This is a genomic window from Campylobacter sp. RM12647 (assembly GCF_020138135.1).
Lineage (GTDB): Bacteria > Campylobacterota > Campylobacteria > Campylobacterales > Campylobacteraceae > Campylobacter_E.
On record NZ_JACGAS010000002.1, the window covers coordinates 100878 to 125431 of the forward strand.

The window sequence follows — 24554 nt, forward strand, 5'->3', positions numbered from 1 at the left end:
TTAAAATTCATCTTTATTTTTAATAGCTTCAATCAATACTAAAATAAGTGTAAATATATTTGATATTACAGCACCTATTGTCATACTATATACCAAATCACTCATACTAGTTCCATAAATTTGAGTTAAAACAAAAGCTATTATTAAATGCACATCAGTTACAAGTGAACTTGCAAAAATCTCTGTGCTTAAAATATTTCTAACACCAATTTTTAAAAGTGTTGAAACCAAATTAATGCTAGCTGCTATAAATAATGCCACAGGGCTTTGATAATATAAAAAGCCAGCCGTTGTAGTTAAGCTCATCAATGTAAAGAATATATGAATTACTCTTCCAAAATCCATTATAATTGTCCTTTTTCATACATTGCTCTTAGGCGTTCTTTTTCTTCTTTTTTCTTGATTTTATCAAGCTCTTTAGTTCTATAATTACTAACGCTAAAATTAAACCACATTAAAAGTGGGCTTGCTACAAAAATTGAACTTAAAGTTCCTGCAATAACCCCAACTATTAAAGCAAGAGAAAAGCCGTGTATCATATCTCCACCATAAAAAAACAAAATTAAAACCGTAAAGAGTGTTGTTCCTGATGTAAGAGTTGTTCTTGATAGAGTTGCTGATACGCTTTCGTTAATAATACTACCTAAATTAGTGCTTTTACTCTCTTTTATGCTTTCACGAATTCTATCAAAAATAATAATTGTATCATTTAGTGAATAGCCTAAAACGGTTAAAATAGCTGCTAAAGTATCAAGATTAACATCAATTTGAAAAAGAGAAATCGCTCCAATAACTATTACAATATCGTGAATTTCACTAATAATTGCAGCCATAGCAAAACGCCATTCAAACCTAATAGCTATATACACTAAAATAAGTGCAAAAGATACCAAAATAGCCATTAAACCTTTTTGTCTTAATTCTCCACCAACTTTTGGTCCAACAATATCAACTCTTCTTAGCTCAATATCACCTGTTGAAGATAACATTTTTACAATAGTATCTCCTACATCTTTACCTAAACTATCACTTGAACTTGAAAATCTAATTACTACTTCATCACTACTTCCAAATTCCGTAACGCTAGCACCTTTTAAAGCTTCATTTTGATTTAAAATATTACGAATATCATCTAAAGGAGCATTTTTATTAGTATATTTTATCTGAACTAAAGTCCCACCACTAAAATCAATTCCGTAATTTAGACCTTGTGTAAATAATAAAATAATAGAGCCAATAACTAAAACAAAAGATAAGCCAATAGATGCAAATCTAAGCCTCATAAAATCATATATTTTTTTACTAGAAAATACTTGCATCACACTCTCCTATAACCAAACCAAAGTCTTGTATTGCCACTTTTTTCAATTCTATTAGCAAACAAATCAAATAAAGCATGAGTTCCTATAATTGCTGTTATCATTGATGCAATTATTCCTATACTCATAGTAACAGCAAATCCTTTAATAGCACCAGTTCCATAAGCATATAATGCAGCACTTGTAATTAAAGTAGTTAGATTACTATCTAAAATCGCACTCATTGCGTTATGATAACCATTATTTATAGCATCTCTTAAATTAACGCCATCTCTTATAAGCTCTCTAATACGCTCATTAATAATAACATTCGCATCTACAGCCATACCGACGGTTAGAACAATCCCAGCCATACCAGGAAGAGTAAGCGTTGCTCCAAAAAGTGCCATTACTGCTACTAATAAGAATATATTAGAAATTAGAGCAATATTTGCAAACAAACCACTAATTCCGTAATAAACTCCCATAAAAACAACAATCATCAAAAATACACCTAAAAGTGCAACTAAACTTTGCTCGATACTATCAGCACCCAAACTTGGTCCTACGCTTCTTTTTTCAAGTAATTTAACAGGTGCTAATAAAGCCCCACTTCTTAGTGCAATAGCTAAATCGTGTGCTTCTTCAACACTGAAATTCCCACTAATTTGTCCGCTACCACCACCTATTCTTTCATTAATTCTAGGAGCTGAATATACCTTACCATCTAAAACTATTGCTAATTGATGACCTACTTTTTTACCTGTGAAATCTCCAAATATTTTTGCACCTTCTGAATTAAGTGTAAAATTAATAACAGGTTGAGCAGTTTTATCAGAAAATCCTACTCTAGCATCAATTAACATAGAGCCATCTAAAATAGGTAATTCTTTTAAAACATATTTAATATTTTTATCTTTTACATCAGGTAAAATAATATCTCCATAACTTGCTGCTTCTTCAGGACTTAACATATTGCCTTGATCAGCCTTAGCTCTATCTACTTCCATTAGTTGTAAATGTGCGGCTTTAGCTATTAAATCTTTAGCTCTTTGCTCATCTTCAGCAGTTTTTACGCCTGGAATTTCAACCAAGATTTTATCTTCACCTTGTTTAGCAACAGTTGGCTCTGAAAGTCCAAATAAATCAAGTCTATTTCTAATAGTTTCTACAGCTTGATCTATTGCAAATTTAGCAGTTTGAACTTCTTCTTCAGGTGTTAAAGTAATCTCATAAAAAGAATTATTAACACTAACTTTTAAGCCTTTTAGTTCTTTAATTATTTTATCTACTTTAGCAGTATCATCTTTATCTAGTAGTTCAAAATGTATTACACCATCATTACTTTTAAATCCATCAGTTAAAATATTTTCTTTATTAAAAGAATAATTAATACTTGAAGCGATTGATTTTACTTTAGACTTTATAGCTTCATTGGTTTCTACACCTAAAAGCATATGAAGTCCGCCTTGTAAATCAAGCCCTAAATTAATCTTAGGACCATTTATAGAAAAAAAGCTTGGCACACTTAAAAATATGCCAAAAAGTGTAACAAAAACTAAAACATAAAAACGATATGTGATACTTTTTGTTTTTTGATTACGCATTATTTTGTTGCTTCCGAATTATTTGTGTTTTCTACTTTTCTAGCTACAAAATTTTTATCTAATTTAGCAACAACATCATCATTTAATCTAATTTTTAAATAATCATCTTCAGCTTTTACAACTTCAACAATTAAACCACCATTAGTAACTATTTTATCACCTTTAGTAAGTGAATTTAGCATTTCTTTATGTGCTTTTGCTTGTTTTTGTTGTGGGCGAATAATTAAAAAATAAAAAATCGCAAATAATACGATTAATGGTAAAAATTGAACTAAAGCATTTTGTTCCATAGAATATCCTTTTAAAAAATAAAATAGTTATCATTCTACATAAAAAGATTTAATCTAAAGTTCTTACTATAAGGCTTGTTGGTAAATTAAATTCTTTTATTAGCTCAATCTCTTTTGCTCTCATTTCGCCATTATCTATTTCGTGGTCATACCCTAATAAATGTAACATTCCATGAATAAATAATAAAGATATTTCATCTTCTAAACTATGCCCTAATTCACAAGCTTTAGTTTTTGCTAGTTCGGTATTAATAACTAATGAGCCTAAAAAATTAGTATCTAAAAAAGAATTATCGTGTGGAAAACTTAAAACATCAGTAGTTTTATCAATATTTCTTGTATTTTTATTGATTTCTTGCATTTCATCATTATTGGTTAAAACAAGCTCAATATCTTTAGAGCTTAGATAATTTGCTAGTTTTTCAAGGTAGGTAATTTCTTCTAAATTATCGTATAAAATCATAGTATTTTGCCCCAAAAAGGGGCTAAGAATTATTTATCTCTAATGTTTAATTCGTTAATTAATTTAACATAAACATCGTATTTTGTAGCTTTTAAATATTTTAAAAGTCTTTTTCTTTGACCAACTAATTTAAGTAGTCCTAGTCTTGATGAAAAGTCTTTTTTAAATACTTTTAAGTGTTCTGTTAATATTGCAATTCTTTCTGTAAGTAAAGCAATTTGAACTTCAGACGAACCTGTGTCGCCACCAAATCTTGCATATTTGCTGATAATTTCAGCTTTTCTTGCCGAATCCAAAGCCATTTTGACCTCCAAATTGGTGTAAATTAAAAGCTGTGATTATAAAACAAATTGATTAATAAGATTATTAATTTTTATAATTATAATAAGATTTTTTTGGGGTGCTTTTAGCTGAGATTAAACCCATTGAACTTGGACAGGTAATGCTGATTAAGGAGATATTATGAGATTATTTTTAACTTCGCTTATTTTTAGTTTAGCTTTTGCTTATTTTACTAATTCAAATATTTTAAACTTTTTTGCCCTTTTTACTGGAATTTTATATGTATTATTAATGGGAGTAAAAAATAAATTATGCTTTATTGTAGGTGTATTTAATGCTTTAATTTATGCTTATATTGCTTATATAAATAGACTTTTTGGAGAAGTATTTTTGTATTTATTATGCTATTTTCCTATGATGATTTATGGCTATTTTTATTGGAATAAAAATACTTTAATTAAGACTTTAAGCTTGAAAAATTTTATATTAATTTATATAGCAATTTTTATTATTGCTTATTTTTATTCTTTTTATTTACAGAATTTAGAATCAAGATTTATTTATCTTGAAAGCTTTATATTCTCAAGTGGGCTTATCGCAACTATTTTAAGTCTAAAAAAAATAATAAATCATTATATTTATATAAGTATTTCAAACATTGCTTCTATTTATATTTGGACTATTCTTTACATTGAAGATAGTTCTAATTTAGCTGTATTAATGCTTATGATTTTATTTTTTATCTTAGGTATTATTTACTTATTTTCTTGGAAAAAGGATTTAAAATGACTTGCGTGATTATGGCTAATGGGGAGTTTTGCACCAATAAAATAACCTTAAATTATCTAAAAAATGCTGATTTTTTAATAGCTTGTGATGGTGCTGCTAATTTGCTTTTAGCTAATAATTATGAGCCTAATGTAATTATTGGGGATTTAGATAGTTTTCAAAATCTAAAAACAAAAGCAAAAATAATTAAAGTAAAAAATCAAAACACGAATGACTTAACAAAAGCCTATAAATACGCTTTATCAATGGATTTTAGTGATATTTTTATCCTTGGTGCTGGGGGCAAAAGAGATGATCATTTTATAGCAAATATAGCTTTATTGTTTCAATATTTTAAATTAAAAAATCGCTTTAATAAGACAATAAATCTAAAACTAATTACAAATTACGGGGAATTTTTTATAAAAAATACTGATTTTACTGCTAATTCTTATAAAGGTCAGCAAATATCATTATTTTGCCTTGATAAAAAAGCTAAATTTAGCTCACAAAACCTTAAGTATGAGTTAAATAATTTTAATTTTAAGCATCTAAATAGCGGGACTTTAAACGAAGCATTAGGCAATACTTTTAGTATAAAAAACCATAATAATAAAGAACTTTTAGTATATTTGAATTTTACTTAATTTATAAATTAGAATTTGATTTAAACTCTTTAATAATTAAATCTAATTTTTTTTCATATTTTTTATAATCTTTCACAACATCTTCATATATATTTAATTTATCATAATATTTTCTTCTTGATAAAAATAATGATTTTTTACTATTTTCTAATTCATCTAAAATATTTTTATCATCAATTTTTTTAACCCAATTAAAAGCATTAGCAATTTTCGTAGGCATTAAAAATTCATCTTTTTTTAAGTATTTTCTAAAAGAATTTAAATCATATAAAAATAAAGCTATTTCGTCTTTATTGTTTTTATCCAATACATAATTTACAAATTCCTTAGTTTTTTTAAGATAAGTATTAAGAAATTTTCTTTCATCTTCTCTTAAACTACTGGTTAGAGTTTGAGCGTATTTTTCACTTCTACTAGCTATTAATAAAAGCAACATATGTTTTTTATCAATTAGGCTAAATTGTGATATTTGTATTCTATCTACAAATAAATCTAAATCAGAAAAAATTATTCCTTTATAAAGGTTATAAAATTTAATAGAAATAATATTTTTTACAATATTACTAAGATTTAGAGTGTCTTTTGCACTAGCTATGAAATTTGCTTGTTCTAATTCTATAAGTGCTAAGGAATTATCCTTAGCAAACTTATTAAATTCCGTTACAAATTCTATAACTTTTTTCATCATTTGTTCATTGAAATATAGCTATTTAATGCACCTAAATATGCCTTAGCACTAGCTTTCATAGTATCAAGGTCAAGCCCGTGACCAATGATTGCACGCTGACCTTCAAAGCTAACTTTTACACTAACTTGAGCTAAAGCATCTTTACCTTTACTAACCGCATCAACCTTATAATCAAGCAAGCTACCATTTACCTTGCTAGCTCTATCAATTACTTTAAATACCGCATCAATTACACCATCTCCAATAGCTGCTTCGCTAAATATTTCTCCATCGCACTCCATAGTAACAGCAGCAGTCGCAAGTGCTGATGAACAATCGCTTACTTGAAGATTTATAAGCTTAAATTTCTCTTCTATTTTAATCTTATCAGCAGCCACTATTGCTATTAAATCTTCATCAAATACTTCTTTTTTCTTATCGCAAAGGTCTTTAAACTCTGCAAATGCACGATTTAACTCATCAGTATCTAATGTAAAGCCAAGAGATTTTAATTTATCATTAAACGCTGCTCTTCCACTATGTTTTCCTAAGACTAAATTATCTTGAACTAAGCCTATATCACTAGCTTTCATAATCTCATAAGTTTCAGGGTGTTTTAACACGCCATCTTGATGAATACCACTTTCGTGAGAAAAGGCATTTTTACCTACTATTGCTTTATTTGGTTGTGGATTTACACCGATTATATTTGACAATAATCTACTTGATGGATAAATTTCTTTATGATTAATTGTGGTATAAAACTCGCCTAATTCATCAGCTCTAACCTTTAAAGCCATCACAACTTCTTCTAAAGCAGCATTTCCTGCACGCTCACCTAAGCCATTTAGAGTAACTTCAATTTGTCTAGCACCACCTTTAATAGCAGCAAGTGTGTTTGCAGTAGCTAAACCTAAATCATTGTGATTGTGTGCTGATACTATAAGTCTTCCTTTTGTATAATCGCTAATTTCTTTAAATACTTTATAAATCTCATCAGGTAATCTATATCCAACCGTATCAGGGATATTAAATGTCCTTGCACCTGCTTCATAAACTGCATCAGCCATTTCTTTTAAAAAATTTACATCACTTCTTAAAGCATCTTCACAAGAAAACTCAACATCATCGCATAAACTCTTAGCTAATTTTACATTCTTAACTGCAGTTGCTAAAACTTCTGCTGGAGTTTTTTTAAGCTTGTATTCCATATGAATTGGACTTGTTGCAATAAAAGTATGAATGCGTTTTTTAGCTGCTGGCTCAAGTGCTTTACCTGCTTGAATAATGTCGTTTTCTACACATCTTGCAAGAGAACAAACGCTTGAGTTTTTAATAATTTGTGCAATTTTATTAATCGCTTCGTAATCTCCTGGACTAGATGCTGCAAACCCTACTTCCATAACATCAACACCCAAACGCTCAAGCGCTAAAGCTATTTGGATTTTTTCTTCTGTATTCATTGAAGCACCTGGACTTTGCTCACCATCTCTTAAAGTTGTATCAAATATTATAATTCTTTCACTCATTTTTTTTCTTTCCTTTAATTTAATGTATTGTTAGTATATGTATTATTAATAAATTTTTAGTCTATATCGCCCTTGTTTGGGCGAAGGAGTGTAGAATTTTTCACAAGATAATAAGTACATCTATCATCAGATACTTTTTCTTGATATTCCTTATGTTTTAAAATAAAATTCTCAATTAATTGTCTAAAACTACTAAAACCATAATTTTTAGCGTGAAAATCAGAATATTTTTTCTGCATATATGTATTTATTACTGCATATTCTGCTCTAGTTTTTTCATCAATTAAATTATCTATTATTTGCTCTAATTCTTTTAATTGCTCTTTTGGAATTGCTTTTAATCTGTCTTTATCATTACTTTTAACTTTTTCATTATCCAAATAAAAAAACTCATTAAATGAATTTACATATGATTTTAAAGATTTATTAGTCCCTATTCCAATTACTAATTTTTTGTTTTCTCTTAATTTTTGAGCTAAACTCGTATAATCACTATCACCTGAAACTATAACAAAAACATCTATTTGTTTTTCATAAAATATGCTTAAAGCTTCGGTTGTAAGATACATATCAGATGAGTTTTTACCCGATGAAGTAGAAAATTGCTGCATTGCAATAATGCCATAATCAAATATTTTTTCACGCCAATTTTGAATATTTTCTTTACTCCAATCAGCATATATTCTTTTAATAATAACATTTCCATAATTAGAAGCGTAGTCAAATATTTCTCTAGCATATTTAGCAGGTATATTTTCTGCATCTATAAATACTGCTACGCTACTATTATCCAACATATTTATCCTACTTTTTTAATCTTTTTTATATATAAATTATAAATCGCTCTTGATAAACCATAAATAACATAAGCACTCATTATTAAGGTAAAAATCTCTAAAGGGCGTAAATATATAAGAGAACAAATAAAAATTAAAATCACTAAAGCTTTTAAAATATTTGCTTTTTGAAATTCTATCTTTTTAAAACTTGGATACCTTACATTGCTCACCATCAAAAATGATAATAAAAATGTAAGAAATATAATAAAAATTTCTATAAATGAATTATTATCAAAATGGTGCTTATAAAACACAACCCAAATACCTAAAACAACTGCAGCCGTTGGAATTGGAAGACCTATAAAAACTCTTGGATCATATGTGCCTGTTGTAACATTAAATCTAGCTAAGCGAATTGCACCAAATATTATAAAAACAGCCATAGCAAGAGAACCAAGTCTTCCATATTCTTGACCTAAATTAAAATAAAATAGTACTGCAGGTGCAACTCCAAAAGCAATAATATCAGCTAAACTATCAAATTCTACTCCAAATTTTGAAGCTGTATTTGTAAGTCTTGCCACACGACCATCAAGACCATCACAAATCAAACTTACTATAATTAAAATCATAGCTTTATCATAATCGCCTTTAATAGACGCTAAAATACTTAAAACGCCTAAAAATATAGATGCTGCTGTAAATAAATTAGGTAAAATATAAGCTAATTTATGAGAATTTTTTTCCATTTTATTCTCCAATCTTTGCAATATCTGCATTAGCTAAGATTTTATCGTGCATTCCAACTAATAAAGTGCAATTATATGGTAATTTTATATCAACTAATCCTGTTGAAAAAAATCCAATTCTTTGACCTTTAAAAGCTTTTTTTATGTCATAAAAAGAATTTACACAATACCTAGCAGGTTTTAAAATTAATGAAATATCTTTATTAAATACTATTTCAGTAGCATTTGAATAAAAATTATCATTATATTTTAAACCATTAAATTGCTTTTTATAAATATCTTCAGACTTTATCACACTTCTAATTTCTGAAGAATTTAAAAATAAGCTAAAATAATTTTTTTCTAAAGTTAATACTATATTTTTATTATCTTCATCAACATATATTCCAACTACCTTTGCATCAATTGGACTTACTATAGTATTATTATCATAATCAGTTATTTCTCTCTCAACCCTTTTATAAAATAAATGTAGTAATACTAAAATTAAAAATAACAAACAAGAAAAAGAAAATATTAAAGTAAATAATATAAATATTATCCAAGCAATTAATATTATCTTTTTTCCACAATTTGCTATTAAATTCATTTTTCTATCTCACTTAATCTAGTTTCAAAATTATTTTCTATTTCATAATTTTTAATTATTTCTCTTACTTCACTACCTTCTATTACTTCTTTTTCATAAAGTTTTTCAACCATTGTTTCAATTGCTCCACTATATTGTTCTAAAGTAGCAACAACAGATTTAAATCTCTCATCAAGTAAGTTTTTAACATATTCATCTAATTTATGAGCCATATCATCTGAATAATCCTTGATAGTTTGACCACCACCTAAGAATTGATTTCTTTGTTTTTCTAAAACCATAAGCCCAGCAATATCACTCATACCATACATAGAAACCATTGCTTTTATAATATCGGTTGCTCTTTCTAAATCATTACTAGCACCTGTTGAAATCTCTTTAATAAATACATGCTCAGCTGCACGACCACCTAAAAGAACATCAACTTCTGCAATCAACTCGTGTCTTTGCATTAAGAATTTATTTTCTTCAGGAGTATTTAAAGTATAACCAAGCGCTGCTAAACCTCTAGGAATAACAGAAACTTTTGTAACTTTTTTAGCACCTTTTGTTGTCTCTGCTATTAAAGCATGTCCACACTCATGATATGTTACAATTTTTTTCTCTTTATCACTTATTCTTCTTGATTTTTTCTCAAGTCCTGCAATAGCTCTTTCAACTGCTTCAGTTAAATCGCCTTGCTCTACTTCTTTTTTATTATTTCTTCCTGCAAGTAATGCAGCTTCATTTATTATATTTGCCAAATCAGCTCCAGCAAGTCCTGCCGTAAGTCTTGCAATATCTTCAACTTTAACTTCTTTAGCAATTTTTACATCTTTCATATGAACGCTTAAAATATCGCATCTTCCTTTAAAATCTGGCTTATCAACTAAAACTTGTCTATCAAAACGACCCGGTCTAAGTAATGCTGCATCTAGCACTTCAGGTCTATTTGTAGCTGCTAATACAATTACAGGGCTTTCTGAACCAAACCCATCCATTTCAGCTAAAAGCTGATTTAAAGTTTGTTCCCTTTCATCGTGCCCGCCCATATGTGAACCTGCTGCACGAGATTTACCAATAGCATCAATTTCATCTATAAAAATAATTGCCGGAGCTTCTTTTTTAGCGTTTTCAAATAAATCTCTAACACGACTAGCGCCAACACCTACAAACATTTCTATAAAACTTGAACCCGAAACACTAAAAAATGGAACATCGGCTTCACCTGCAACTGCTTTTGCTAAAAGAGTTTTACCTGTGCCTGGAGGTCCAACTAACAATAAACCTTTTGGAATTTTAGCACCTAATTTAATATATCTTTCTGGATATTTTAGAAAATCTACTATTTCCTTTACTTCTTCTTTTGCTTCTTCTACACCTGCTACATCATCAAATTTTACTTTTGGTTTTTCAGAATTTACTAATTTTTTTGAGTTTCCAATTCCTAAAATTCCGCCACCCATTTTCTTTTGCATTCTGTTTGTAATAAATCCCCAAATAGCAAAAAATATAAAAATTGGAATTATCCAAGTAAATAATAAATTAGATAAAAAGTTATTTTCAGAATAAGATGTGTAATTTACATTTTTACTATCAAGTAAAGTAGTAAGATTTGAATCTCTTACTAAGTTTGCAGTATAACTAGAGTTAAGCCCGCTACCTTTTATTTGAGTTTGTCCTATTTGAACTTTTGTTATTTCACCTGTCTCTATTTTTTTCTTAAAGTCAGAATAACTTATTTTATTTCCATTATCAGCTATTCCACCTTCTTCAAAAAATAAAGAAAACCCACCAAATACCAATAGTGAAAAAATTAAAAATATAACTATTGGATTTTTATTAGAATTCTTATTTTCATTATTATTCATTTTTCACCTTATAAACTAAAGTTAGCCAATCTCCTTTTATTTTCTCATCAACTAAAGTTAGTGAAGAAAATTGACTTTTAATCCTTTCAGAATAAGTATTTAAAATACCAGAAAGAATTAAAACTCCGTTCTCATTAAGACTTTTTATCAAATCATTTTTAATAATTAATATCACATCGGCAATTATATTTGCTACTACTAAATCATATTTCTTTTTGGCTTTATCACAAGAACCTTGCCAAATATTATTAATTTTAAGATTATTTAACTCAAAATTATTTTTAGTACTCATAATTGCTAATTCATCAGTATCACAAGAATCAACACTAATACCATAATTAGCCATAACTAAAGACAAAATTCCACTACCACATCCTACATCAAGACCTGTTTTGCAACCTTTATAATATTTTTGCAAAAATTCTACACAAGAATTTGTGCTTTCATGATGACCTGAGCCAAAAGCTAAAGCTGGATCTATTTTTAGATTTACATAGCCTGCTTTAGGCTCTTGCCAAGTAGTATGTATATATATATTATCTATTAAAATTGGCTTTATATTTTTCTTATATTCATTAATCCAATCCTTATTCTCTTTTTCACAAAGTTCATAAGTAAGATTAATATTTAAATTAGCATCATTAAGTTTTTGTTTTAACTCGCCTAACGCAAAAACTAAATCATCAAGATTATTATCACTTCTTACAATTAATTCATCATTTTTTTCTTCAATTGCATCAACATCAAACGCAAATACAAAATCACTAATAAACTCCAAATTATTTGTTTTAATAACTAATTCTTGATAAGTATTACGCATAATTATCCTAAAACATCTTCTAATTTTTCTTTTAATACTTGTGGAGTAAAAGGTTTTACTATATAGTTATTAACACCAGCTTTTAATGCTGTAATAACTTCTGCTTTACCACCTTCAGTAGTTACCATGATGATTGGCATATCTGCATATTTAGCTTCAGCTCTTACTTTTTTAACAAGTTCAAGACCATTCATTTCAGGCATATTCCAATCTGTTATTAAAACATCAATATCGCTATTTGCACATAACAATCCCCAAGCTTCCACGCCATGTTCAGCTTCTAAAACATCCTCATGACCTAATCTTTGTAAAGTATTTTTAATAATTCTTCTCATTGTAGAGCTATCATCTACTACTAATAATTTCACTTCAAAATCCTTTTGTAATATTATTTTTCATGGTGCGTTTAGCGAGACTTGAACTCGCACACCTGTTGGCACTACCCCCTCAAGATAGCGTGTCTACCAATTCCACCATAAACGCAAAAAGGCTACAAAAGTAGCCTAAAATTATCCTAAAAATGGGTTAGCGTATAATAATACTAATCCAATAACTAGAGCATAAATTACTTGTGCTTCAATTAACGCAATAGCAATAAACATAGTTGTTGATAATTTACCACCTAAACTAGGGTTTCTAGCAGTTCCTGCAATAGTCGCAGCAGCAGCATGACCCATACCAATAGCACCACCAAGTGCAGCAACACCTAAGCCAATACCAGCAGCTAAAACAGAACAAGCTTTTAATAACTCGCTACCGATTTCAGTTTCTGCAGCAAAAGCAACACTAGAAAAAGCAAGTAAAACTAATAAAAACTTTTTCATAAAATCTCCTAATAAAAATATATATAATTTTCCTTTCGGCTTGCGTATCCCTACTAAAAAAATTATGCTCTATATTCTATTAAGCTAAAGTAAATAAATTAAGACCTAGTAAAAAAACTAAGAGTTGTGTTGCCGAATTTTTTTACCTTAAATAAGGTATATTTTAAAGATGCAAATTCAACCTTGCTAGAATGCTCTATAATGATAATATCACAATCTAAATTCTCATACAAATTCTTGATTTTCAAATATACATCGCTAAAACCATCTCTAATATCAAATGGCGGATCTAAATAAAGAATAGTTTTTTCATTTTGTAATTTAGCAATAATATTAGGTAAAGCTTTAAAAGTATCGTCATTTAAAACTTCTATATTTAAATCTTTTGTATTTTTTAAAGCACTTTTATACGCTAATTTATCAATCTCAATAGCAAACGCCTTTTTAGCATAATTACTAATAGCTTCAATCGCCATACTAGCACTACCGCCAAATGCTTCTATAAAAACATATTCCCTTAATTCATCTCTTAAAACATTAAAAACACAAGACTTAACTATACTTTTTGTAGCTCTTGTAGTATCTTTTGATGGATTTTCTAAAATTTTACCTTTTAAAAAACCGCTCTGAACTCTTAAAACATTATTTTTCATACATTAATTGAAGTAAATCATATTTAAATTTATTAAGTAATTTATCAAGTTTTTCTTCAAAACTTAAAACCTTATTATCATCTTGATTTATTGTGCTTGAAAACTCATATAAAGCATCAATTAATTGCTCTTTACTAAAAGGCAATTTTAAATGTGCATTATTAAAACCTATTATAAATTGTGGTTTTTTTGCGTGCATTAATTTTTCATCAGTGATTAAAAAATCGCAATCTTTTTTATTTGCTAAATAATCTTGTAAAAATAATATTAAAGTCTTTTCTAATAAAATATCTTTGCACGCAATGGCTATTTTCATACCAAACTAACCTTTAATTTATGGTCTTTAAGACTAGCTGGAATATTACCATTAGCTAAACTTATAAACTCAGCCATATGTAAAATATAAAAATCACTAAAATCTCTATTAGATACTTTTTGTAATTCGCCACTTAAAGTATCAAACATTTTAAAGCTTAAACTATCGCCAACTACTAAAAAATCAGCACCGCTATCATAAGCATCTAAAACTATCTTAGCTGCTTTTTTATAAGCTATTTGCTTATCAAATTCTAAAAATCTAAAACCATTTTCAAATTCTTGAGTTTCATAATTTATTAATTTTGCCTTAGTCTTTTTTAAAAAATGTAAAAATAAATCAATGGTAAAACCACGATAAACAGCTACATTAAAACCATTAAAATCGTTTTTAATTTCTATATTTTGTAAATCTTGAATAACACATGAAGCATTTTTATAATTTTTCTTTGCATAATCTAAAATACTAGTATCGCAGATTAAATTCATCTCTCCTAAACAAGAATCAAATTCTTTTTTATATTCATCTGCTTTATATTCACTCATAAAACTAGGTGTTTTTACATAGGTTTTTCTATAATCACCTTTTAATAAATTAGAAAAATTAAAATCATCATTTATTAAAGTTATCATCTAATCTCCTTTTGATGTTTTAAAGAATTTTTAATTTCTTCATATTTTTCATAATCACTATATAAAAATGGTTTTAAGCTTACACTATACTCAATTCCTTTTTCCTTATCAAAAACAATATCTAAAATATCTTTTCTTTTATTAGGATATTTTTCTAATAATTTATTTGCAAACACAAACGCACTATCACCTAAAAATTCATCATTATATTCACGAATATCACTTGCATAATATAAAAATTTATAAGTTAAATAATCTTTATAATCATCTGCATTGCAAATATTTTTAAAATAATCAAAAACTTTTATAAAATCACTATCATCACACATTAAATCAAGCTTTGCTCTTTTTAAATCAATTGCACTTACACAAAAATCATTTCCAAATTTTTTAATAAGTTCATTTATGTTTGTATTAAGTGATAAAACTTTATTTTCAATCCTTACAAATTCATTACAATCTGGCATATTAAAATATCTATCTTGTTGTTTTACTAACCCTAAAACATCGTAAAGTGTAGAACTATCGTTAATGTCTTTTAAATTAATCTCATATGGCTTATAGTAAAACTCATAATCTCTACTAGCATCAAATCTAAATACTCTTAAAATAAAACTTCTCATAACAAAATTCCTTTTTTACTAATTTATATCAAAAAAATGTTATAAATTATTAAAAGGATTTAATATGTATTTAAGAGCAAACACTCATTCAAAAATCAATGTTTATTTTTCAAAAAATTCTAGCGATTTCGTAGTGCGTGAAATACCATTATACGAATTTAGTGGCTCTGGAGAGCATTTGATTTTACATATACAAAAGAAAGATTTAAGCACAAATGAACTTTTAAAAGATTTAAGTGCAGCAACAGGAATTAAAGCAAAAGATTTTGGTTACGCAGGTCTTAAAGACAAGCAAGGACTTACATTTCAATACATTTCAATGCCTAAAAAATACGAGAAAGAATTAGCTAAATTTTCTCATGAAAAATGTAAAATTATTGATACTTTTTTACACAATAATAAATTAAAAATCGGACATTTAAAAGGTAATTCATTTTTTATAAGATTAAAAAAAGTTAATAAAATTGACGCCTTAAAGATTGAGCAAATTTTTACAAATATTAAAGAAAATGGCTTTCCTAATTATTATGGCTATCAGCGTTTTGGCAAAGATAATGATAATGCAAAAACAGGCTTAGAAATATTAAAAAACGAATTAAAATTTAAAAATAATAAATTAAATAACTTTTTAATTTCTGCATTTCAAAGCGAATTATTCAACACATATTTATCAAAAAGAATAGAAATTTCAAGATTTAGCAATGATTTTTCTAAACAAGAATTATTAGCACTTTATAAGGATAAAACTTTAGTTGAAAATCTAAAAAAACAAGAACAATTTTTTAAATTATTTGATAATGAAATATATGAGCATTATCCTTACGGCAAGGTATTTAATGAGAATTTAGAAGATGGTTTAAAAAGATTTTTAGCAAGGGATATTAGCCCTTCTGGATTGATACTAGGAAATAAGCCTAAATTAAATGAAGGTTTTTTAGGTGAAATTGAAAATAGCATATATAAGGATTATTTTGATTTATTAAAAACTCAAAATGGTTCAAGAAGATATTTATGGACTTACACAAATGATGAAAAAATTAACTATAATGAAGAATTAGCACAACTTAGCCTTGAATTTAGCCTACAAAAAGGCTCATACGCAACAGTCGTGCTTGATGAAATAATACATTTAGAAAGGAACGAAGAATGATTTTAATTACAGGTGCAGCAGGTTATATTGGCTCAATTACAAGTTATCATTTTTTAAAGAATAATTATAAAGTTATAGGTATTGATAATATTAGCACTGGAAATGCAAGGGCTTTAGAAGTGTTAAATAAATTTGATAATTTTAAATTCTACGAAGGAAATTTTGGAAATTTAGAACTACTAGAACAAATAGTAACCAATAATAAAATAGATTGTGTAGTGCATTTTGCAGCTAATACTAGCGTATTTGAAAGCACGCAAAATCCATTAAAATATCATGATAATAATGTATCAAATATGATTAATTTATTAAAAATTTGTGAAAAATACGATATTAATAATTTTATTTTCTCAAGTTCTGCTGCAACTTATGGAGAACCAAAAACTAATGAATTAATCACAGAAGATACTCCAAAAAATCCTATAAATCCTTATGGTTTAACAAAACTAATAGGCGAATATATATTAAATGATTTATCAAATGCTAAGAAAGAATTTAATTTCATAGCATTAAGATACTTTAATGTTGCAGGAGCAAGCCTAATTGCACCTTTAGGTCAATTTAGTAAATCTAGCTTACTTATAAAAATAGCTGCTGAATGTGCTGCTAATAAAAGAGATAAAATGTATTTATATGGTAATGATTATAATACCCCTGATGGAACTTGCGTAAGGGATTATATACACGTTGATGACTTGGCTATCGCACATATTGAAGCATTAAAATATTTAAAAAACCAAAAAACAAGTCAAGCCTTTAATGTTGGGTACTCAAAAGGAACTAGCGTAAAAGAAGTAATTGATATTATGAAAAAAATCAGTGGTAATGATTTTAAAGTAGAAATGGCAGATAGACGCACAGGAGATCCTAGCTCACTTGTAGCATCTAATAAAAAAATAACTTCTTTAACAGACTGGAAATATAGTAACGACAACCTTGAATTAATTTGCAAAAGCGCTTATGAATGGGAGTTAAAAATATAAACTCAATTCCTATTTTAAATTCAATACATTTTAAGAATTTAAAATAGGAGATAATACTTTAAAATAAAAGGCAAATTGGTATTATATTGTTAATTTCAATATTTTAAATATAAAGATATTTTAGAGCTTTTATATATTTTATTTTGTATTTGCAATAAACAATATTTACGATATTAAAGATTTTGGAATTTAAAATCAAAACTTTATATAAAACTAAAAAATAATATCTTAAAATAGCTCTTATTATTTAATAATATTTTATATAAAAATTAAGATAACTACAACTATAAAAACTTATCTTATAAAATGAAAATTTATTTTATTAATTAAATAGCACGCTGCCTAAGCGTATCATATTTGCTCCACTTTTAATAGCTATTTCATAATCACTACTCATACCCATAGAGCAAATCTTAGCTCCATCTTTTTTAAGCTCATCATAAATCTTATAACACAAATCAAAACTCTTAATAATTTGCTTAATATCATCGCTCATAGCACCTATACACATAACCCCTACAGGCTTTATGAATTTACAATTTTGTTTAATCGCTAAATACTCATCAATTGCTTTACTTGGATTAATACCAGCCTTGCTATCTTCGTTAGCCACATTTATCTCAAGCAATGTATCTAGCTCATAATCAAGTCTAGCATCAACATATTTTGCAAGGTCTAAATTAATGCAACTTTGCCACATAATAGGCTTTGTTTTTATGAGTAAATTAGCTTTGTTTTTTTGCAAATTTCCTATGAAATGCCAGTTAATATCACTTGATAATTCAGCCTTTTTTCTAGCTAAATCCTGCACTTTGTTTTCGCCAAATTCAATTTGTCCTAATTTATGTAAAGCCATTATTTTCTCATCTGTTGTATATTTACTAACCGCTATAATTCTTATATCTTTATATTTTTCTTTTAGTTCTAAATAAGTCATTTTTCTACCTTAATGAATATAATTTTTTTCTCTCGCTTGAGCTTGGAATATCTAGTAATTTTCTATATTTTGTGATAGTTCTTCTTACTATTTTTACATTAAATTCTTTTTCTATTTTTTCTAAAATCAATTGATCGCTTAAAGGTTTTAAGTGATTTTCATTTTTGATTAATTCGCTTACAAATTCTTTGATGGTTTTATTACTTGTGCCATCGTTTAATTCTGCTGCAAAAAAGTCTTTAATAGCTATTATCCCACGATTTGAGCTAATGTATTTATTAGCTATTGCGCGGCTAATTGTGCTAGTATTTCTATCAAGTTCGGTTGCTAAATCCTGCATTTTTAATGGCTTAATATCTCCACCTAAAAAATAATCATATTGATATTCAACTATCATTAAGGCAAGTTTTTTTAAAGTCGCCTTTCTCATCTCTAAAGCATCTACTAAATTTTTAGCATTTTTTACTTGTTCTTTTAACTCTTTATAGTCTTGAATTTCAATCTGCGGATAATAATCATCATTGATAATTATTTCTAATTTTCCATTCTCATTTAAGATATAAATATCAGGGATAATCTCTTTGCTATCTTCTAAATCATCAATAAAAGGCGGTAGATTAAAGCTTTTTATAATTCTTATTGCGTCTTTATATAAAGGATTTTTAGTATATTTTGATAAATTATCTAAATCATTTATAAGCTTTTTGCATAACAAAAATAATTCATTTTCTAAATTCGCATTCAATAAGCAAAACTCTAAAGCTTCAATATAATTAATCGCACCAACTCCTAAAGGCTCAAGGTAGCAAAATCTCTTTCTAACTTTTTCTATATCTTCTAATAAATATCCTAAACAAATATTTTCATCATATACAAAATATCCATTCTCATCAAGACAACTTATAATAATTCTTGCAATTTCTTGAGATTTTTGAGTAGGAAATAAAGTCTTATTAAGCTGTAATTCTAAATCATCATATATGCTTTTTTTAGCGATATTTAATTCTTCAATCAAACCACCGCCTTTAGAATATAATTGTCTTATACTTTTGTTAGATTTTTTATCATTTATTTCTTTTTTTGAGCTAATTTTTATACAAGGATTATCTTTTGCTAGATTATTTACTTCATCTTCTAAATCATCACTACTAGCTTGAAGCAGTGGCAACCAGCTTCTAAGGGTTTGAGATAATTTTGGCTTTTGGCTTACTTGCTGACGGACTTTTAACATTATAAAGAAAAGTTTTTACCTAAATATTTGCTTTTTACTATTTCATTATTTGCAATTTCTTTAGCACTTCCACTAGCTAAAATACTACCACTATCTAAAACATAAGCTTTATCACAAATTCTAAGGGTCTCACGGACATTATGGTCAGTAATTAATACGCCTATATTTAAATCTTTTAAATCCTTAATAATGCTTTGAACATCATTAATACTTTTTGGATCAACCCCAGCAAAAGGCTCATCAAGTAATAAAAACTTAGGCTCTAAAACTAAAGCTCTAGCTATTTCTAATCTACGACGCTCCCCACCACTAAGACTTTTTGCAAGGCGGTCTTTTCTATCATAAATCTTTAAAAGATTTAATTTTTCTTCTATTAATTCATCTATATTTTTAAGCCCTTTAAGCTCTGCTGCAATTTGCATATTTTCCCAAACACTTAAATCTTTTAAAACACTTGAATCTTGTGGTAAATAACCAATGCCTAGAATTGCGCGTTTATGAAGTGGCTCGTTAGTAATATTTAAATCATCTAAAAAAATATCCCCAGCACTAGGGCTAACAAGTCCGCAAATCATATAAAATGTAGTAGTTTTTCCTGCACCATTACTTCCAAATAATCCTACTATTTGAGAATTATCCATACTAATATCTACATTTTTTATAATTTCTATATTTTTTATACTTTTCTTTAGACCACACGCTTTTAAATTAACTAAACTCATAAAGCCTACCTTCATTATTAGTGCTAATTTTTACAATCTTGTATCTAAGTGCAAATTGCTCTAATATTTTTATAAAATCATCATCAGCCCATTCAATTAAATGAAGACCATCATTAAACAAATTCTCAAACAAACCATTTTCTATAAAAGCTTTTGTTCCTTTTTGATAAATATCATAATGATAAATCGTATTAGTATCGTTTTTATAAGTATTTAATACACTAAAAGTTGGAGAAATTGCTTTTTGATTTAATTTTTTATTTGCTATTTTATTTACTAAAGTAGTCTTTCCACTAGCTAAATCGCCTTGTAATAAATAAATCCCATTATCACCAAACTCATTTACCACTAAATCTAAATTATCTAAATTAGCCTTGATTATCATCTAGTTTTTCCACATATTCATTTGATTTTGCTTTAGCTACATTTTTGGTTGTAGGTAAAGCTAATACCTTAAATCTAATTTGCTCGTTTAAAAGATTTAGACTTATAATATCGCCAACTTTTACTTCTTTACTAGGTTTAACAACATTTCCATTTATACAAATTACGCCGTTTTTACACATATCAAGTGAAATTGAACGGCGTTTTGTGATATTTACTGCATTTAAAAATTTATCTACTCTCATAAAGAGCATTTTAGCTAGTTAGGAATAATTATTGCTTACAATTTAATCGTTTTTAAGAACTCAAATCTTTTTTTATACATTGAGCGTTTTTTTGATGGTATTTCTTCTAAATCTTTTTGCAAATATTCTAATACATAAAATGATTTTTCTTCTTTAATAATTTTTGTATTTTCTTGCCATATTTCGTCATAATTTGGTATTACAAATACTCTTCCATCTCTTTTTCTATTGCGTTTAAATCTTGATACTAAAAATCTATCCTTTACTCCGCAAACTTTATTTATACCTAAAAACTCAGCAAAAATAAAAGCAAAAAATATAATAAAATTAAGCGGTCTTAAGCCAAAATAAACTTTAGTAAATTCTTTTATCTCATCTTTAGTATTTAAATTACCTTGTAAAGCTGTGATTAATAAAGCATCATTTAATAAAACAAAACTTAAAGAATATAAAAGCTCATTTTTATAATGCAAATGAATTGTAAAAAGTCCTTCGCTAATTACTTTAGGATTTGAGCTAAGCGTAATTTTTAAATCAAATTCGTTAAAAATAATCTCATCATTACTTAAAATATCCAAAAATCTATTTGTAATAATTTCTAAATCCCTTTTAAAACATTCATTTGAATATTCAAAAGTAAAATTAGTAGCCCCGTATTTTTTGCATAACATATCATTGTGATATTTTAAATTCTCGCTAAATTTATTAGATAATTTCGGATAATCTAGTAGAATTTGATTTAGGAATTTATGATTTTTAAAATGAATTATCTTTCTTAAAAAAAATCTAATATTTAATAATTTTTTACTCTTCATTTCTTCGCTTTTATTTTTAAATATGTAAAAATCACAATCAATAAAACAAGTAAAATAATTGGCATATAAGATGAATATTCATCAAAAGTTTTAGCCAAGCTATCTCCTAAATAAAACGCCGCATAAAACACCACAACAGCCCAAATAAAACAAGAAATTAGATTATAAATGCTAAATCTAAAAAAGCTTAATTTTGAAATCTCAGCTGCTATTGGACCTAAGGTTTTAAGCCCATAAACAAACTTACAAACTAAAGTAAAAATAAAGCCATTTTTTCTAAATAAAACTACTAAAAGAGCTAGTTTTCTTTTATGCTTTACAAGATGTTTTTGAAAGTCTTTTTTACTAGCTCTAGTAAAATAAAATAAAGCCGATGAGCCTAGAAAATTACCTACAAAAGCTACTAAAATACTAATATAAGGATTTACATTATAAGCACTTGCAAACACTCCTAAGGCAAGCAGTGCTAACATACCGCCGCCTAAAGAGTATAAAAATACTAAAATATATCCGTATTCTACAAATTTTTCTATAAATTCTTGCATTATTTCGCTAGCTCCACAGCTCTAGTTTCACGGATAACATTTACTTTAATTTCTCCTGGAAATTGTAAGCTGCTTGTTATTTCACTAGCTATTTCTTTAGCTAAAAGAACACTTTCATCATCATTAATTAGCTTAGCATTTACAATAACTCTAATTTCACGACCAGCATTAATTGCATAAGCTTTTTTAACTTGAGAATGTTGTTTTGCAATAGCTTCAAGCTCACTAACACGCTTTAAAAACGCTTCTAAAACTTCTCTTCTAGCACCTGGTCTTGCCGCACTTAAAACATCAGCCGTGCAAACTGCAGCAGCTTCAATACTTAAAGCATCTTCATGCCCATGGTGAGCAAAAATAGCGTTTAATACCACAGGATGCTCTTTGTGCCTTTCACAAACCATAGCACCTAAATCAACATGGCTACCTTCATATTCGTGAGTTAAAGCCTTGCCAATATCATGTAAAATTCCAGCACGCCTTGCAAGTCTTGTATTACCACCACATTCAGCTGCGATAATTCCTGCTAAATGTGCAACTTCTAAGCTATGTGCTAATGCGTTTTGTCCGTAACTTGCACGATATTTTAAACGGCCAATTAATTTTACTAATTCAGGAGCCATTTTTGTAAGTCCTAAATCCATTATGATATTTTGACCTTCATTAAACATTTCTTCTTCAAATTCTTTTGAAACTCTTTCGTGTAATTCTTCAATTCTAGCTGGCTGAATTCTTCCATCATCTATTAATAAATCAATTACTTTTTTAGCAATTGCACGGCGTAAAACATTAAATGAGCTAATAATAATTGCGTTTGGAGTATCATCAATAATTACATCAACACCTAAAACCATTTCAAGTGTTTTTATATTTCTTCCTTCTTTACCAATAATTCTTCCTTTTAAATCATCACTTTTAAGATTTATTACGCTAATTAATCTCTCACTTGCATATTCACCTGCAAATCTAGTAGTAGCTTGCGCTAAGATATATCCTGCTTTTGCCTTTGCTTGAGATTTTGCTTCTTCTTCGCATTTTCTTACAATATGAGCGATTTCATCTCTTGCATCTTCTTTAGCTTGATTTATTACTAATTCTCTTGCTTCGCTTTGAGTTAAACCACTTATATTTTCAATACTGCTTAATAATTCTTGCATTTTTGCTTCGCAAGATTTTTTAAGCATATTTGCTTCTTCCATCAATTCATTTGCAGCTTGCTCGCTTTTTACAATACTTGCTTTAAATTCATCTAATTTTTGTTCGTTTATTGCTAGAATTTGCTCTTTTTTCTCAATTTCTAGAATTTTCTTATCGTGTTCTTTTTGAAGTTCTAAAATCTTTTCATCATAAGATTTTTTATAACTCAACTCAATCTTACCCTCACTTGCTTTGGCATTTTCTAGAACTTTATCAGCATTTCTTAGTATTTTTTCAGCTTCATATTCAATCACTTTTGCTTTTGCTTTTGCTTGTTCTTCGTGAATTTTAAAATGAGCTTCGTGTATTCTTTTGGCTACTAAAACCCCTAATGCTCCTCCTAGAATAAATACCGCTAATAACGATATAATTTCAACTAATGTCATAACTTCTCTTTCTTTTTATTGTTTTACCATTTGCGATATAAAAATCGCCTTGAATATCCGATTTTAAACAAATTTTGTTTTTAGTAACGGATTTTATATTTTGAATAAAAATAATTAATAAATCATAATCAATTTTAGAAAAAGTTCTATCGTAAAATCCTTTGCCAAAACCTACTCTTCTAAAATCCTTATCAATTCCTAAAACAGGTATAATTGCAATATCAATTTTAACATTTTCAATCTTACTTGAGCTTTCTTTTATTTTAAATCTAACTTCACTTAATGGAAACCTTAATTTATTAAAAGCTAAACTATTATCACTAAGCATTTTTGGAATATAAATATTGAATTTTTTACATAAAAATCTTTTGTATTTATATAGATTTATTTCTTTATCTTTTGCAATATAAATTAAAAGATTTAATTTTTTATTTGTTTTAACTTTAGATATTATTTTTAAAATAGCTCTAAAACTTCCGTAATTTTTACAAAATTTATAATTTTCTTTATGAAATTTTTCTCTTATTAACTTTTTATCCATAATCTAACCTAAAAAATTTATAAGCATATTACATA

General features: G+C 27.4%; 32 protein-coding genes and 1 tRNA gene. 4 read left to right on the forward strand and 29 right to left on the reverse strand.

Annotated features, from left to right (window positions below; all coding sequences use genetic code 11):
* From AVBRAN12647_RS01445 to rpsO, 6 genes are read right to left on the reverse strand one after another with little or no spacing between them, the layout of a single operon-like run.
* Nucleotides 1-345 (reverse strand): DUF6394 family protein, encoded by a 345-nt coding sequence (locus tag AVBRAN12647_RS01445; protein WP_214115852.1) that lies wholly within the window; start codon nt 343-345, stop codon nt 1-3.
* Complete coding sequence (gene secF / locus AVBRAN12647_RS01450; RefSeq protein WP_214115853.1) at nt 345-1319, reverse strand: protein translocase subunit SecF; 975 nt, start codon at nt 1317-1319, stop codon at nt 345-347. Before secF ends, AVBRAN12647_RS01445 begins: the two co-directional genes overlap by 1 nt.
* Complete coding sequence (gene secD, locus AVBRAN12647_RS01455) at nt 1319-2905, reverse strand: protein translocase subunit SecD (protein WP_214115854.1); 1587 nt, start codon at nt 2903-2905, stop codon at nt 1319-1321. Before secD ends, secF begins: the two co-directional genes overlap by 1 nt.
* Complete coding sequence (gene yajC, locus AVBRAN12647_RS01460) at nt 2905-3195, reverse strand: preprotein translocase subunit YajC (RefSeq protein WP_214115855.1); 291 nt, start codon at nt 3193-3195, stop codon at nt 2905-2907. Before yajC ends, secD begins: the two co-directional genes overlap by 1 nt.
* Nucleotides 3196-3244: 49 nt before the next feature.
* The gene (gene ybeY / locus AVBRAN12647_RS01465) at nt 3245-3658 is read right to left on the reverse strand and encodes an rRNA maturation RNase YbeY (protein WP_214116010.1); all 414 of its coding nucleotides are present in this window, start codon (nt 3656-3658) and stop codon (nt 3245-3247) included.
* Nucleotides 3659-3687: 29 nt separating this feature from the next.
* A complete protein-coding gene (gene rpsO, locus AVBRAN12647_RS01470) occupies nt 3688-3960 on the reverse strand; it encodes a 30S ribosomal protein S15 (protein ID WP_214115856.1) in 273 nt (90 codons plus the stop codon).
* A 160-nt stretch (nt 3961-4120) separates the two neighbouring features.
* On the opposite strand from rpsO, the gene pnuC reads away from it, so the two are divergent.
* Nucleotides 4121-4729 carry a nicotinamide riboside transporter PnuC gene (gene pnuC, locus AVBRAN12647_RS01475; protein ID WP_214115857.1) on the forward strand — a complete coding sequence of 203 codons (609 nt, stop codon included), beginning with the start codon at nt 4121-4123 and terminating at the stop codon, nt 4727-4729.
* Nucleotides 4726-5355 carry a thiamine diphosphokinase gene (locus AVBRAN12647_RS01480; protein WP_336614587.1) on the forward strand — a complete coding sequence of 210 codons (630 nt, stop codon included), beginning with the start codon at nt 4726-4728 and terminating at the stop codon, nt 5353-5355. The genes pnuC and AVBRAN12647_RS01480 overlap by 4 nt, the downstream gene beginning before the upstream one ends.
* Before the next feature lies 1 nt (nt 5356).
* Here AVBRAN12647_RS01480 and AVBRAN12647_RS01485 read toward each other — a convergent pair whose 3' ends face one another.
* From AVBRAN12647_RS01485 to AVBRAN12647_RS01550, 14 genes are all read right to left on the reverse strand, one after another.
* Nucleotides 5357-6040, reverse strand: coding sequence for a hypothetical protein (locus AVBRAN12647_RS01485; RefSeq protein ID WP_336614588.1), 684 nt, complete (start codon nt 6038-6040; stop codon nt 5357-5359).
* Nucleotides 6040-7551 (reverse strand): 2-isopropylmalate synthase, encoded by a 1512-nt coding sequence (locus AVBRAN12647_RS01490; RefSeq protein WP_214120014.1) that lies wholly within the window; start codon nt 7549-7551, stop codon nt 6040-6042. Before AVBRAN12647_RS01490 ends, AVBRAN12647_RS01485 begins: the two co-directional genes overlap by 1 nt.
* 56 nt (nt 7552-7607) lie before the next feature.
* Nucleotides 7608-8345 carry an NYN domain-containing protein gene (locus tag AVBRAN12647_RS01495; RefSeq protein ID WP_239803716.1) on the reverse strand — a complete coding sequence of 246 codons (738 nt, stop codon included), beginning with the start codon at nt 8343-8345 and terminating at the stop codon, nt 7608-7610.
* Between the two features lie 5 nt (nt 8346-8350).
* A complete protein-coding gene (gene pssA, locus AVBRAN12647_RS01500; protein WP_214115871.1) occupies nt 8351-9079 on the reverse strand; it encodes a CDP-diacylglycerol--serine O-phosphatidyltransferase in 729 nt (242 codons plus the stop codon).
* Nucleotide 9080: 1 nt separating this feature from the next.
* The gene (locus AVBRAN12647_RS01505) at nt 9081-9668 is read right to left on the reverse strand and encodes a hypothetical protein (RefSeq protein WP_239803389.1); all 588 of its coding nucleotides are present in this window, start codon (nt 9666-9668) and stop codon (nt 9081-9083) included.
* Complete coding sequence (ftsH, locus tag AVBRAN12647_RS01510) at nt 9665-11518, reverse strand: ATP-dependent zinc metalloprotease FtsH (protein ID WP_214115875.1); 1854 nt, start codon at nt 11516-11518, stop codon at nt 9665-9667. Before ftsH ends, AVBRAN12647_RS01505 begins: the two co-directional genes overlap by 4 nt.
* Nucleotides 11511-12338, reverse strand: coding sequence for a 50S ribosomal protein L11 methyltransferase (locus AVBRAN12647_RS01515; RefSeq protein WP_214120017.1), 828 nt, complete (start codon nt 12336-12338; stop codon nt 11511-11513). The genes ftsH and AVBRAN12647_RS01515 overlap by 8 nt, the downstream gene beginning before the upstream one ends.
* A 2-nt stretch (nt 12339-12340) precedes the next feature.
* Complete coding sequence (locus AVBRAN12647_RS01520; protein ID WP_214115879.1) at nt 12341-12706, reverse strand: chemotaxis response regulator CheY; 366 nt, start codon at nt 12704-12706, stop codon at nt 12341-12343.
* A 30-nt stretch (nt 12707-12736) separates the two neighbouring features.
* Nucleotides 12737-12821: transfer RNA gene (locus AVBRAN12647_RS01525), tRNA-Leu, on the reverse strand.
* 26 nt (nt 12822-12847) lie between these two features.
* Nucleotides 12848-13162: a F0F1 ATP synthase subunit C gene (locus tag AVBRAN12647_RS01530; RefSeq protein WP_214115881.1), complete on the reverse strand. Its 315-nt coding sequence runs from the start codon at nt 13160-13162 to the stop codon at nt 12848-12850.
* 98 nt (nt 13163-13260) lie between these two features.
* Nucleotides 13261-13815, reverse strand: coding sequence for an RsmD family RNA methyltransferase (locus tag AVBRAN12647_RS01535; RefSeq protein ID WP_336609428.1), 555 nt, complete (start codon nt 13813-13815; stop codon nt 13261-13263).
* Nucleotides 13805-14131, reverse strand: a complete 327-nt coding sequence (locus AVBRAN12647_RS01540) for an ornithine carbamoyltransferase (protein WP_214115885.1) — start codon at nt 14129-14131, stop codon at nt 13805-13807. Before AVBRAN12647_RS01540 ends, AVBRAN12647_RS01535 begins: the two co-directional genes overlap by 11 nt.
* Nucleotides 14128-14763: an HdrB C-terminal domain-containing protein gene (locus tag AVBRAN12647_RS01545; RefSeq protein WP_239803388.1), complete on the reverse strand. Its 636-nt coding sequence runs from the start codon at nt 14761-14763 to the stop codon at nt 14128-14130. Before AVBRAN12647_RS01545 ends, AVBRAN12647_RS01540 begins: the two co-directional genes overlap by 4 nt.
* A complete protein-coding gene (locus tag AVBRAN12647_RS01550; RefSeq protein ID WP_214115889.1) occupies nt 14760-15386 on the reverse strand; it encodes a DUF5644 domain-containing protein in 627 nt (208 codons plus the stop codon). The genes AVBRAN12647_RS01545 and AVBRAN12647_RS01550 overlap by 4 nt, the downstream gene beginning before the upstream one ends.
* Before the next feature lie 64 nt (nt 15387-15450).
* On the opposite strand from AVBRAN12647_RS01550, the gene truD reads away from it, so the two are divergent.
* The gene (gene truD, locus AVBRAN12647_RS01555) at nt 15451-16536 is read left to right on the forward strand and encodes a tRNA pseudouridine(13) synthase TruD (protein ID WP_214115891.1); all 1086 of its coding nucleotides are present in this window, start codon (nt 15451-15453) and stop codon (nt 16534-16536) included.
* Nucleotides 16533-17519, forward strand: a complete 987-nt coding sequence (gene galE, locus AVBRAN12647_RS01560) for a UDP-glucose 4-epimerase GalE (protein ID WP_214115893.1) — start codon at nt 16533-16535, stop codon at nt 17517-17519. The genes truD and galE overlap by 4 nt, the downstream gene beginning before the upstream one ends.
* Nucleotides 17520-17841: 322 nt before the next feature.
* On the opposite strand, the gene AVBRAN12647_RS01565 is transcribed toward galE, so the two are convergent.
* The 9 genes from AVBRAN12647_RS01565 to AVBRAN12647_RS01605 are packed head-to-tail and all read right to left on the reverse strand — an operon-like array spanning nt 17842 to nt 24519.
* Nucleotides 17842-18456, reverse strand: coding sequence for a YggS family pyridoxal phosphate-dependent enzyme (locus tag AVBRAN12647_RS01565; RefSeq protein ID WP_336609430.1), 615 nt, complete (start codon nt 18454-18456; stop codon nt 17842-17844).
* A 4-nt stretch (nt 18457-18460) separates the two neighbouring features.
* Nucleotides 18461-19687, reverse strand: coding sequence for an RNA polymerase factor sigma-54 (locus AVBRAN12647_RS01570; protein ID WP_214115898.1), 1227 nt, complete (start codon nt 19685-19687; stop codon nt 18461-18463).
* Complete coding sequence (gene lptB, locus AVBRAN12647_RS01575) at nt 19687-20409, reverse strand: LPS export ABC transporter ATP-binding protein (RefSeq protein ID WP_214115900.1); 723 nt, start codon at nt 20407-20409, stop codon at nt 19687-19689. The genes AVBRAN12647_RS01570 and lptB overlap by 1 nt, the downstream gene beginning before the upstream one ends.
* On the reverse strand, nt 20396-20794 hold the full coding sequence (gene tsaE / locus AVBRAN12647_RS01580) for a tRNA (adenosine(37)-N6)-threonylcarbamoyltransferase complex ATPase subunit type 1 TsaE (protein WP_214115903.1): 399 nt from the start codon (nt 20792-20794) through the stop codon (nt 20396-20398). Before tsaE ends, lptB begins: the two co-directional genes overlap by 14 nt.
* Nucleotides 20778-21038: an RNA-binding S4 domain-containing protein gene (locus AVBRAN12647_RS01585; RefSeq protein ID WP_214115905.1), complete on the reverse strand. Its 261-nt coding sequence runs from the start codon at nt 21036-21038 to the stop codon at nt 20778-20780. The genes tsaE and AVBRAN12647_RS01585 overlap by 17 nt, the downstream gene beginning before the upstream one ends.
* A gap of 35 nt (nt 21039-21073) precedes the next feature.
* Nucleotides 21074-21853, reverse strand: coding sequence for a DUF535 family protein (locus AVBRAN12647_RS01590; protein WP_336614589.1), 780 nt, complete (start codon nt 21851-21853; stop codon nt 21074-21076).
* Nucleotides 21850-22398, reverse strand: a complete 549-nt coding sequence (locus AVBRAN12647_RS01595; protein WP_336613740.1) for a DedA family protein — start codon at nt 22396-22398, stop codon at nt 21850-21852. The genes AVBRAN12647_RS01590 and AVBRAN12647_RS01595 overlap by 4 nt, the downstream gene beginning before the upstream one ends.
* Entirely contained in the window at nt 22398-23978 is a 1581-nt protein-coding gene (gene rny, locus AVBRAN12647_RS01600) for a ribonuclease Y (RefSeq protein ID WP_214115917.1), read from the reverse strand. Before rny ends, AVBRAN12647_RS01595 begins: the two co-directional genes overlap by 1 nt.
* Nucleotides 23965-24519 (reverse strand): 5-formyltetrahydrofolate cyclo-ligase, encoded by a 555-nt coding sequence (locus tag AVBRAN12647_RS01605; RefSeq protein WP_214115919.1) that lies wholly within the window; start codon nt 24517-24519, stop codon nt 23965-23967. The genes rny and AVBRAN12647_RS01605 overlap by 14 nt, the downstream gene beginning before the upstream one ends.
* Between the last annotated feature and the right edge of the window lie 35 nt (nt 24520-24554).

What these genes read in the sequence shown, in the direction of transcription:
- AVBRAN12647_RS01445 (WP_214115852.1), bottom strand. Translation starts at nt 345, where the DNA reads ATGGATTTTGGAAGAGTAATTCATATATTCTTTACATTGATGAGCTTA.
- secF (WP_214115853.1), bottom strand. Translation starts at nt 1,319, where the DNA reads ATGCAAGTATTTTCTAGTAAAAAAATATATGATTTTATGAGGCTTAGA.
- secD (WP_214115854.1), bottom strand. Translation starts at nt 2,905, where the DNA reads ATGCGTAATCAAAAAACAAAAAGTATCACATATCGTTTTTATGTTTTA.
- yajC (WP_214115855.1), bottom strand. Translation starts at nt 3,195, where the DNA reads ATGGAACAAAATGCTTTAGTTCAATTTTTACCATTAATCGTATTATTT.
- ybeY (WP_214116010.1), bottom strand. Translation starts at nt 3,658, where the DNA reads ATGATTTTATACGATAATTTAGAAGAAATTACCTACCTTGAAAAACTA.
- rpsO (WP_214115856.1), bottom strand. Translation starts at nt 3,960, where the DNA reads ATGGCTTTGGATTCGGCAAGAAAAGCTGAAATTATCAGCAAATATGCA.
- pnuC (WP_214115857.1), top strand. Translation starts at nt 4,121, where the DNA reads ATGAGATTATTTTTAACTTCGCTTATTTTTAGTTTAGCTTTTGCTTAT.
- AVBRAN12647_RS01480 (WP_336614587.1), top strand. Translation starts at nt 4,726, where the DNA reads ATGACTTGCGTGATTATGGCTAATGGGGAGTTTTGCACCAATAAAATA.
- AVBRAN12647_RS01485 (WP_336614588.1), bottom strand. Translation starts at nt 6,040, where the DNA reads ATGAAAAAAGTTATAGAATTTGTAACGGAATTTAATAAGTTTGCTAAG.
- AVBRAN12647_RS01490 (WP_214120014.1), bottom strand. Translation starts at nt 7,551, where the DNA reads ATGAGTGAAAGAATTATAATATTTGATACAACTTTAAGAGATGGTGAG.
- pssA (WP_214115871.1), bottom strand. Translation starts at nt 9,079, where the DNA reads ATGGAAAAAAATTCTCATAAATTAGCTTATATTTTACCTAATTTATTT.
- AVBRAN12647_RS01505 (WP_239803389.1), bottom strand. Translation starts at nt 9,668, where the DNA reads ATGAATTTAATAGCAAATTGTGGAAAAAAGATAATATTAATTGCTTGG.
- ftsH (WP_214115875.1), bottom strand. Translation starts at nt 11,518, where the DNA reads ATGAATAATAATGAAAATAAGAATTCTAATAAAAATCCAATAGTTATA.
- AVBRAN12647_RS01515 (WP_214120017.1), bottom strand. Translation starts at nt 12,338, where the DNA reads ATGCGTAATACTTATCAAGAATTAGTTATTAAAACAAATAATTTGGAG.
- AVBRAN12647_RS01530 (WP_214115881.1), bottom strand. Translation starts at nt 13,162, where the DNA reads ATGAAAAAGTTTTTATTAGTTTTACTTGCTTTTTCTAGTGTTGCTTTT.
- AVBRAN12647_RS01535 (WP_336609428.1), bottom strand. Translation starts at nt 13,815, where the DNA reads ATGAAAAATAATGTTTTAAGAGTTCAGAGCGGTTTTTTAAAAGGTAAA.
- AVBRAN12647_RS01540 (WP_214115885.1), bottom strand. Translation starts at nt 14,131, where the DNA reads ATGAAAATAGCCATTGCGTGCAAAGATATTTTATTAGAAAAGACTTTA.
- AVBRAN12647_RS01545 (WP_239803388.1), bottom strand. Translation starts at nt 14,763, where the DNA reads ATGATAACTTTAATAAATGATGATTTTAATTTTTCTAATTTATTAAAA.
- AVBRAN12647_RS01550 (WP_214115889.1), bottom strand. Translation starts at nt 15,386, where the DNA reads ATGAGAAGTTTTATTTTAAGAGTATTTAGATTTGATGCTAGTAGAGAT.
- truD (WP_214115891.1), top strand. Translation starts at nt 15,451, where the DNA reads ATGTATTTAAGAGCAAACACTCATTCAAAAATCAATGTTTATTTTTCA.
- galE (WP_214115893.1), top strand. Translation starts at nt 16,533, where the DNA reads ATGATTTTAATTACAGGTGCAGCAGGTTATATTGGCTCAATTACAAGT.
- AVBRAN12647_RS01565 (WP_336609430.1), bottom strand. Translation starts at nt 18,456, where the DNA reads ATGACTTATTTAGAACTAAAAGAAAAATATAAAGATATAAGAATTATA.
- AVBRAN12647_RS01570 (WP_214115898.1), bottom strand. Translation starts at nt 19,687, where the DNA reads ATGTTAAAAGTCCGTCAGCAAGTAAGCCAAAAGCCAAAATTATCTCAA.
- lptB (WP_214115900.1), bottom strand. Translation starts at nt 20,409, where the DNA reads ATGAGTTTAGTTAATTTAAAAGCGTGTGGTCTAAAGAAAAGTATAAAA.
- tsaE (WP_214115903.1), bottom strand. Translation starts at nt 20,794, where the DNA reads ATGATAATCAAGGCTAATTTAGATAATTTAGATTTAGTGGTAAATGAG.
- AVBRAN12647_RS01585 (WP_214115905.1), bottom strand. Translation starts at nt 21,038, where the DNA reads ATGAGAGTAGATAAATTTTTAAATGCAGTAAATATCACAAAACGCCGT.
- AVBRAN12647_RS01590 (WP_336614589.1), bottom strand. Translation starts at nt 21,853, where the DNA reads ATGAAGAGTAAAAAATTATTAAATATTAGATTTTTTTTAAGAAAGATA.
- AVBRAN12647_RS01595 (WP_336613740.1), bottom strand. Translation starts at nt 22,398, where the DNA reads ATGCAAGAATTTATAGAAAAATTTGTAGAATACGGATATATTTTAGTA.
- rny (WP_214115917.1), bottom strand. Translation starts at nt 23,978, where the DNA reads ATGACATTAGTTGAAATTATATCGTTATTAGCGGTATTTATTCTAGGA.
- AVBRAN12647_RS01605 (WP_214115919.1), bottom strand. Translation starts at nt 24,519, where the DNA reads ATGGATAAAAAGTTAATAAGAGAAAAATTTCATAAAGAAAATTATAAA.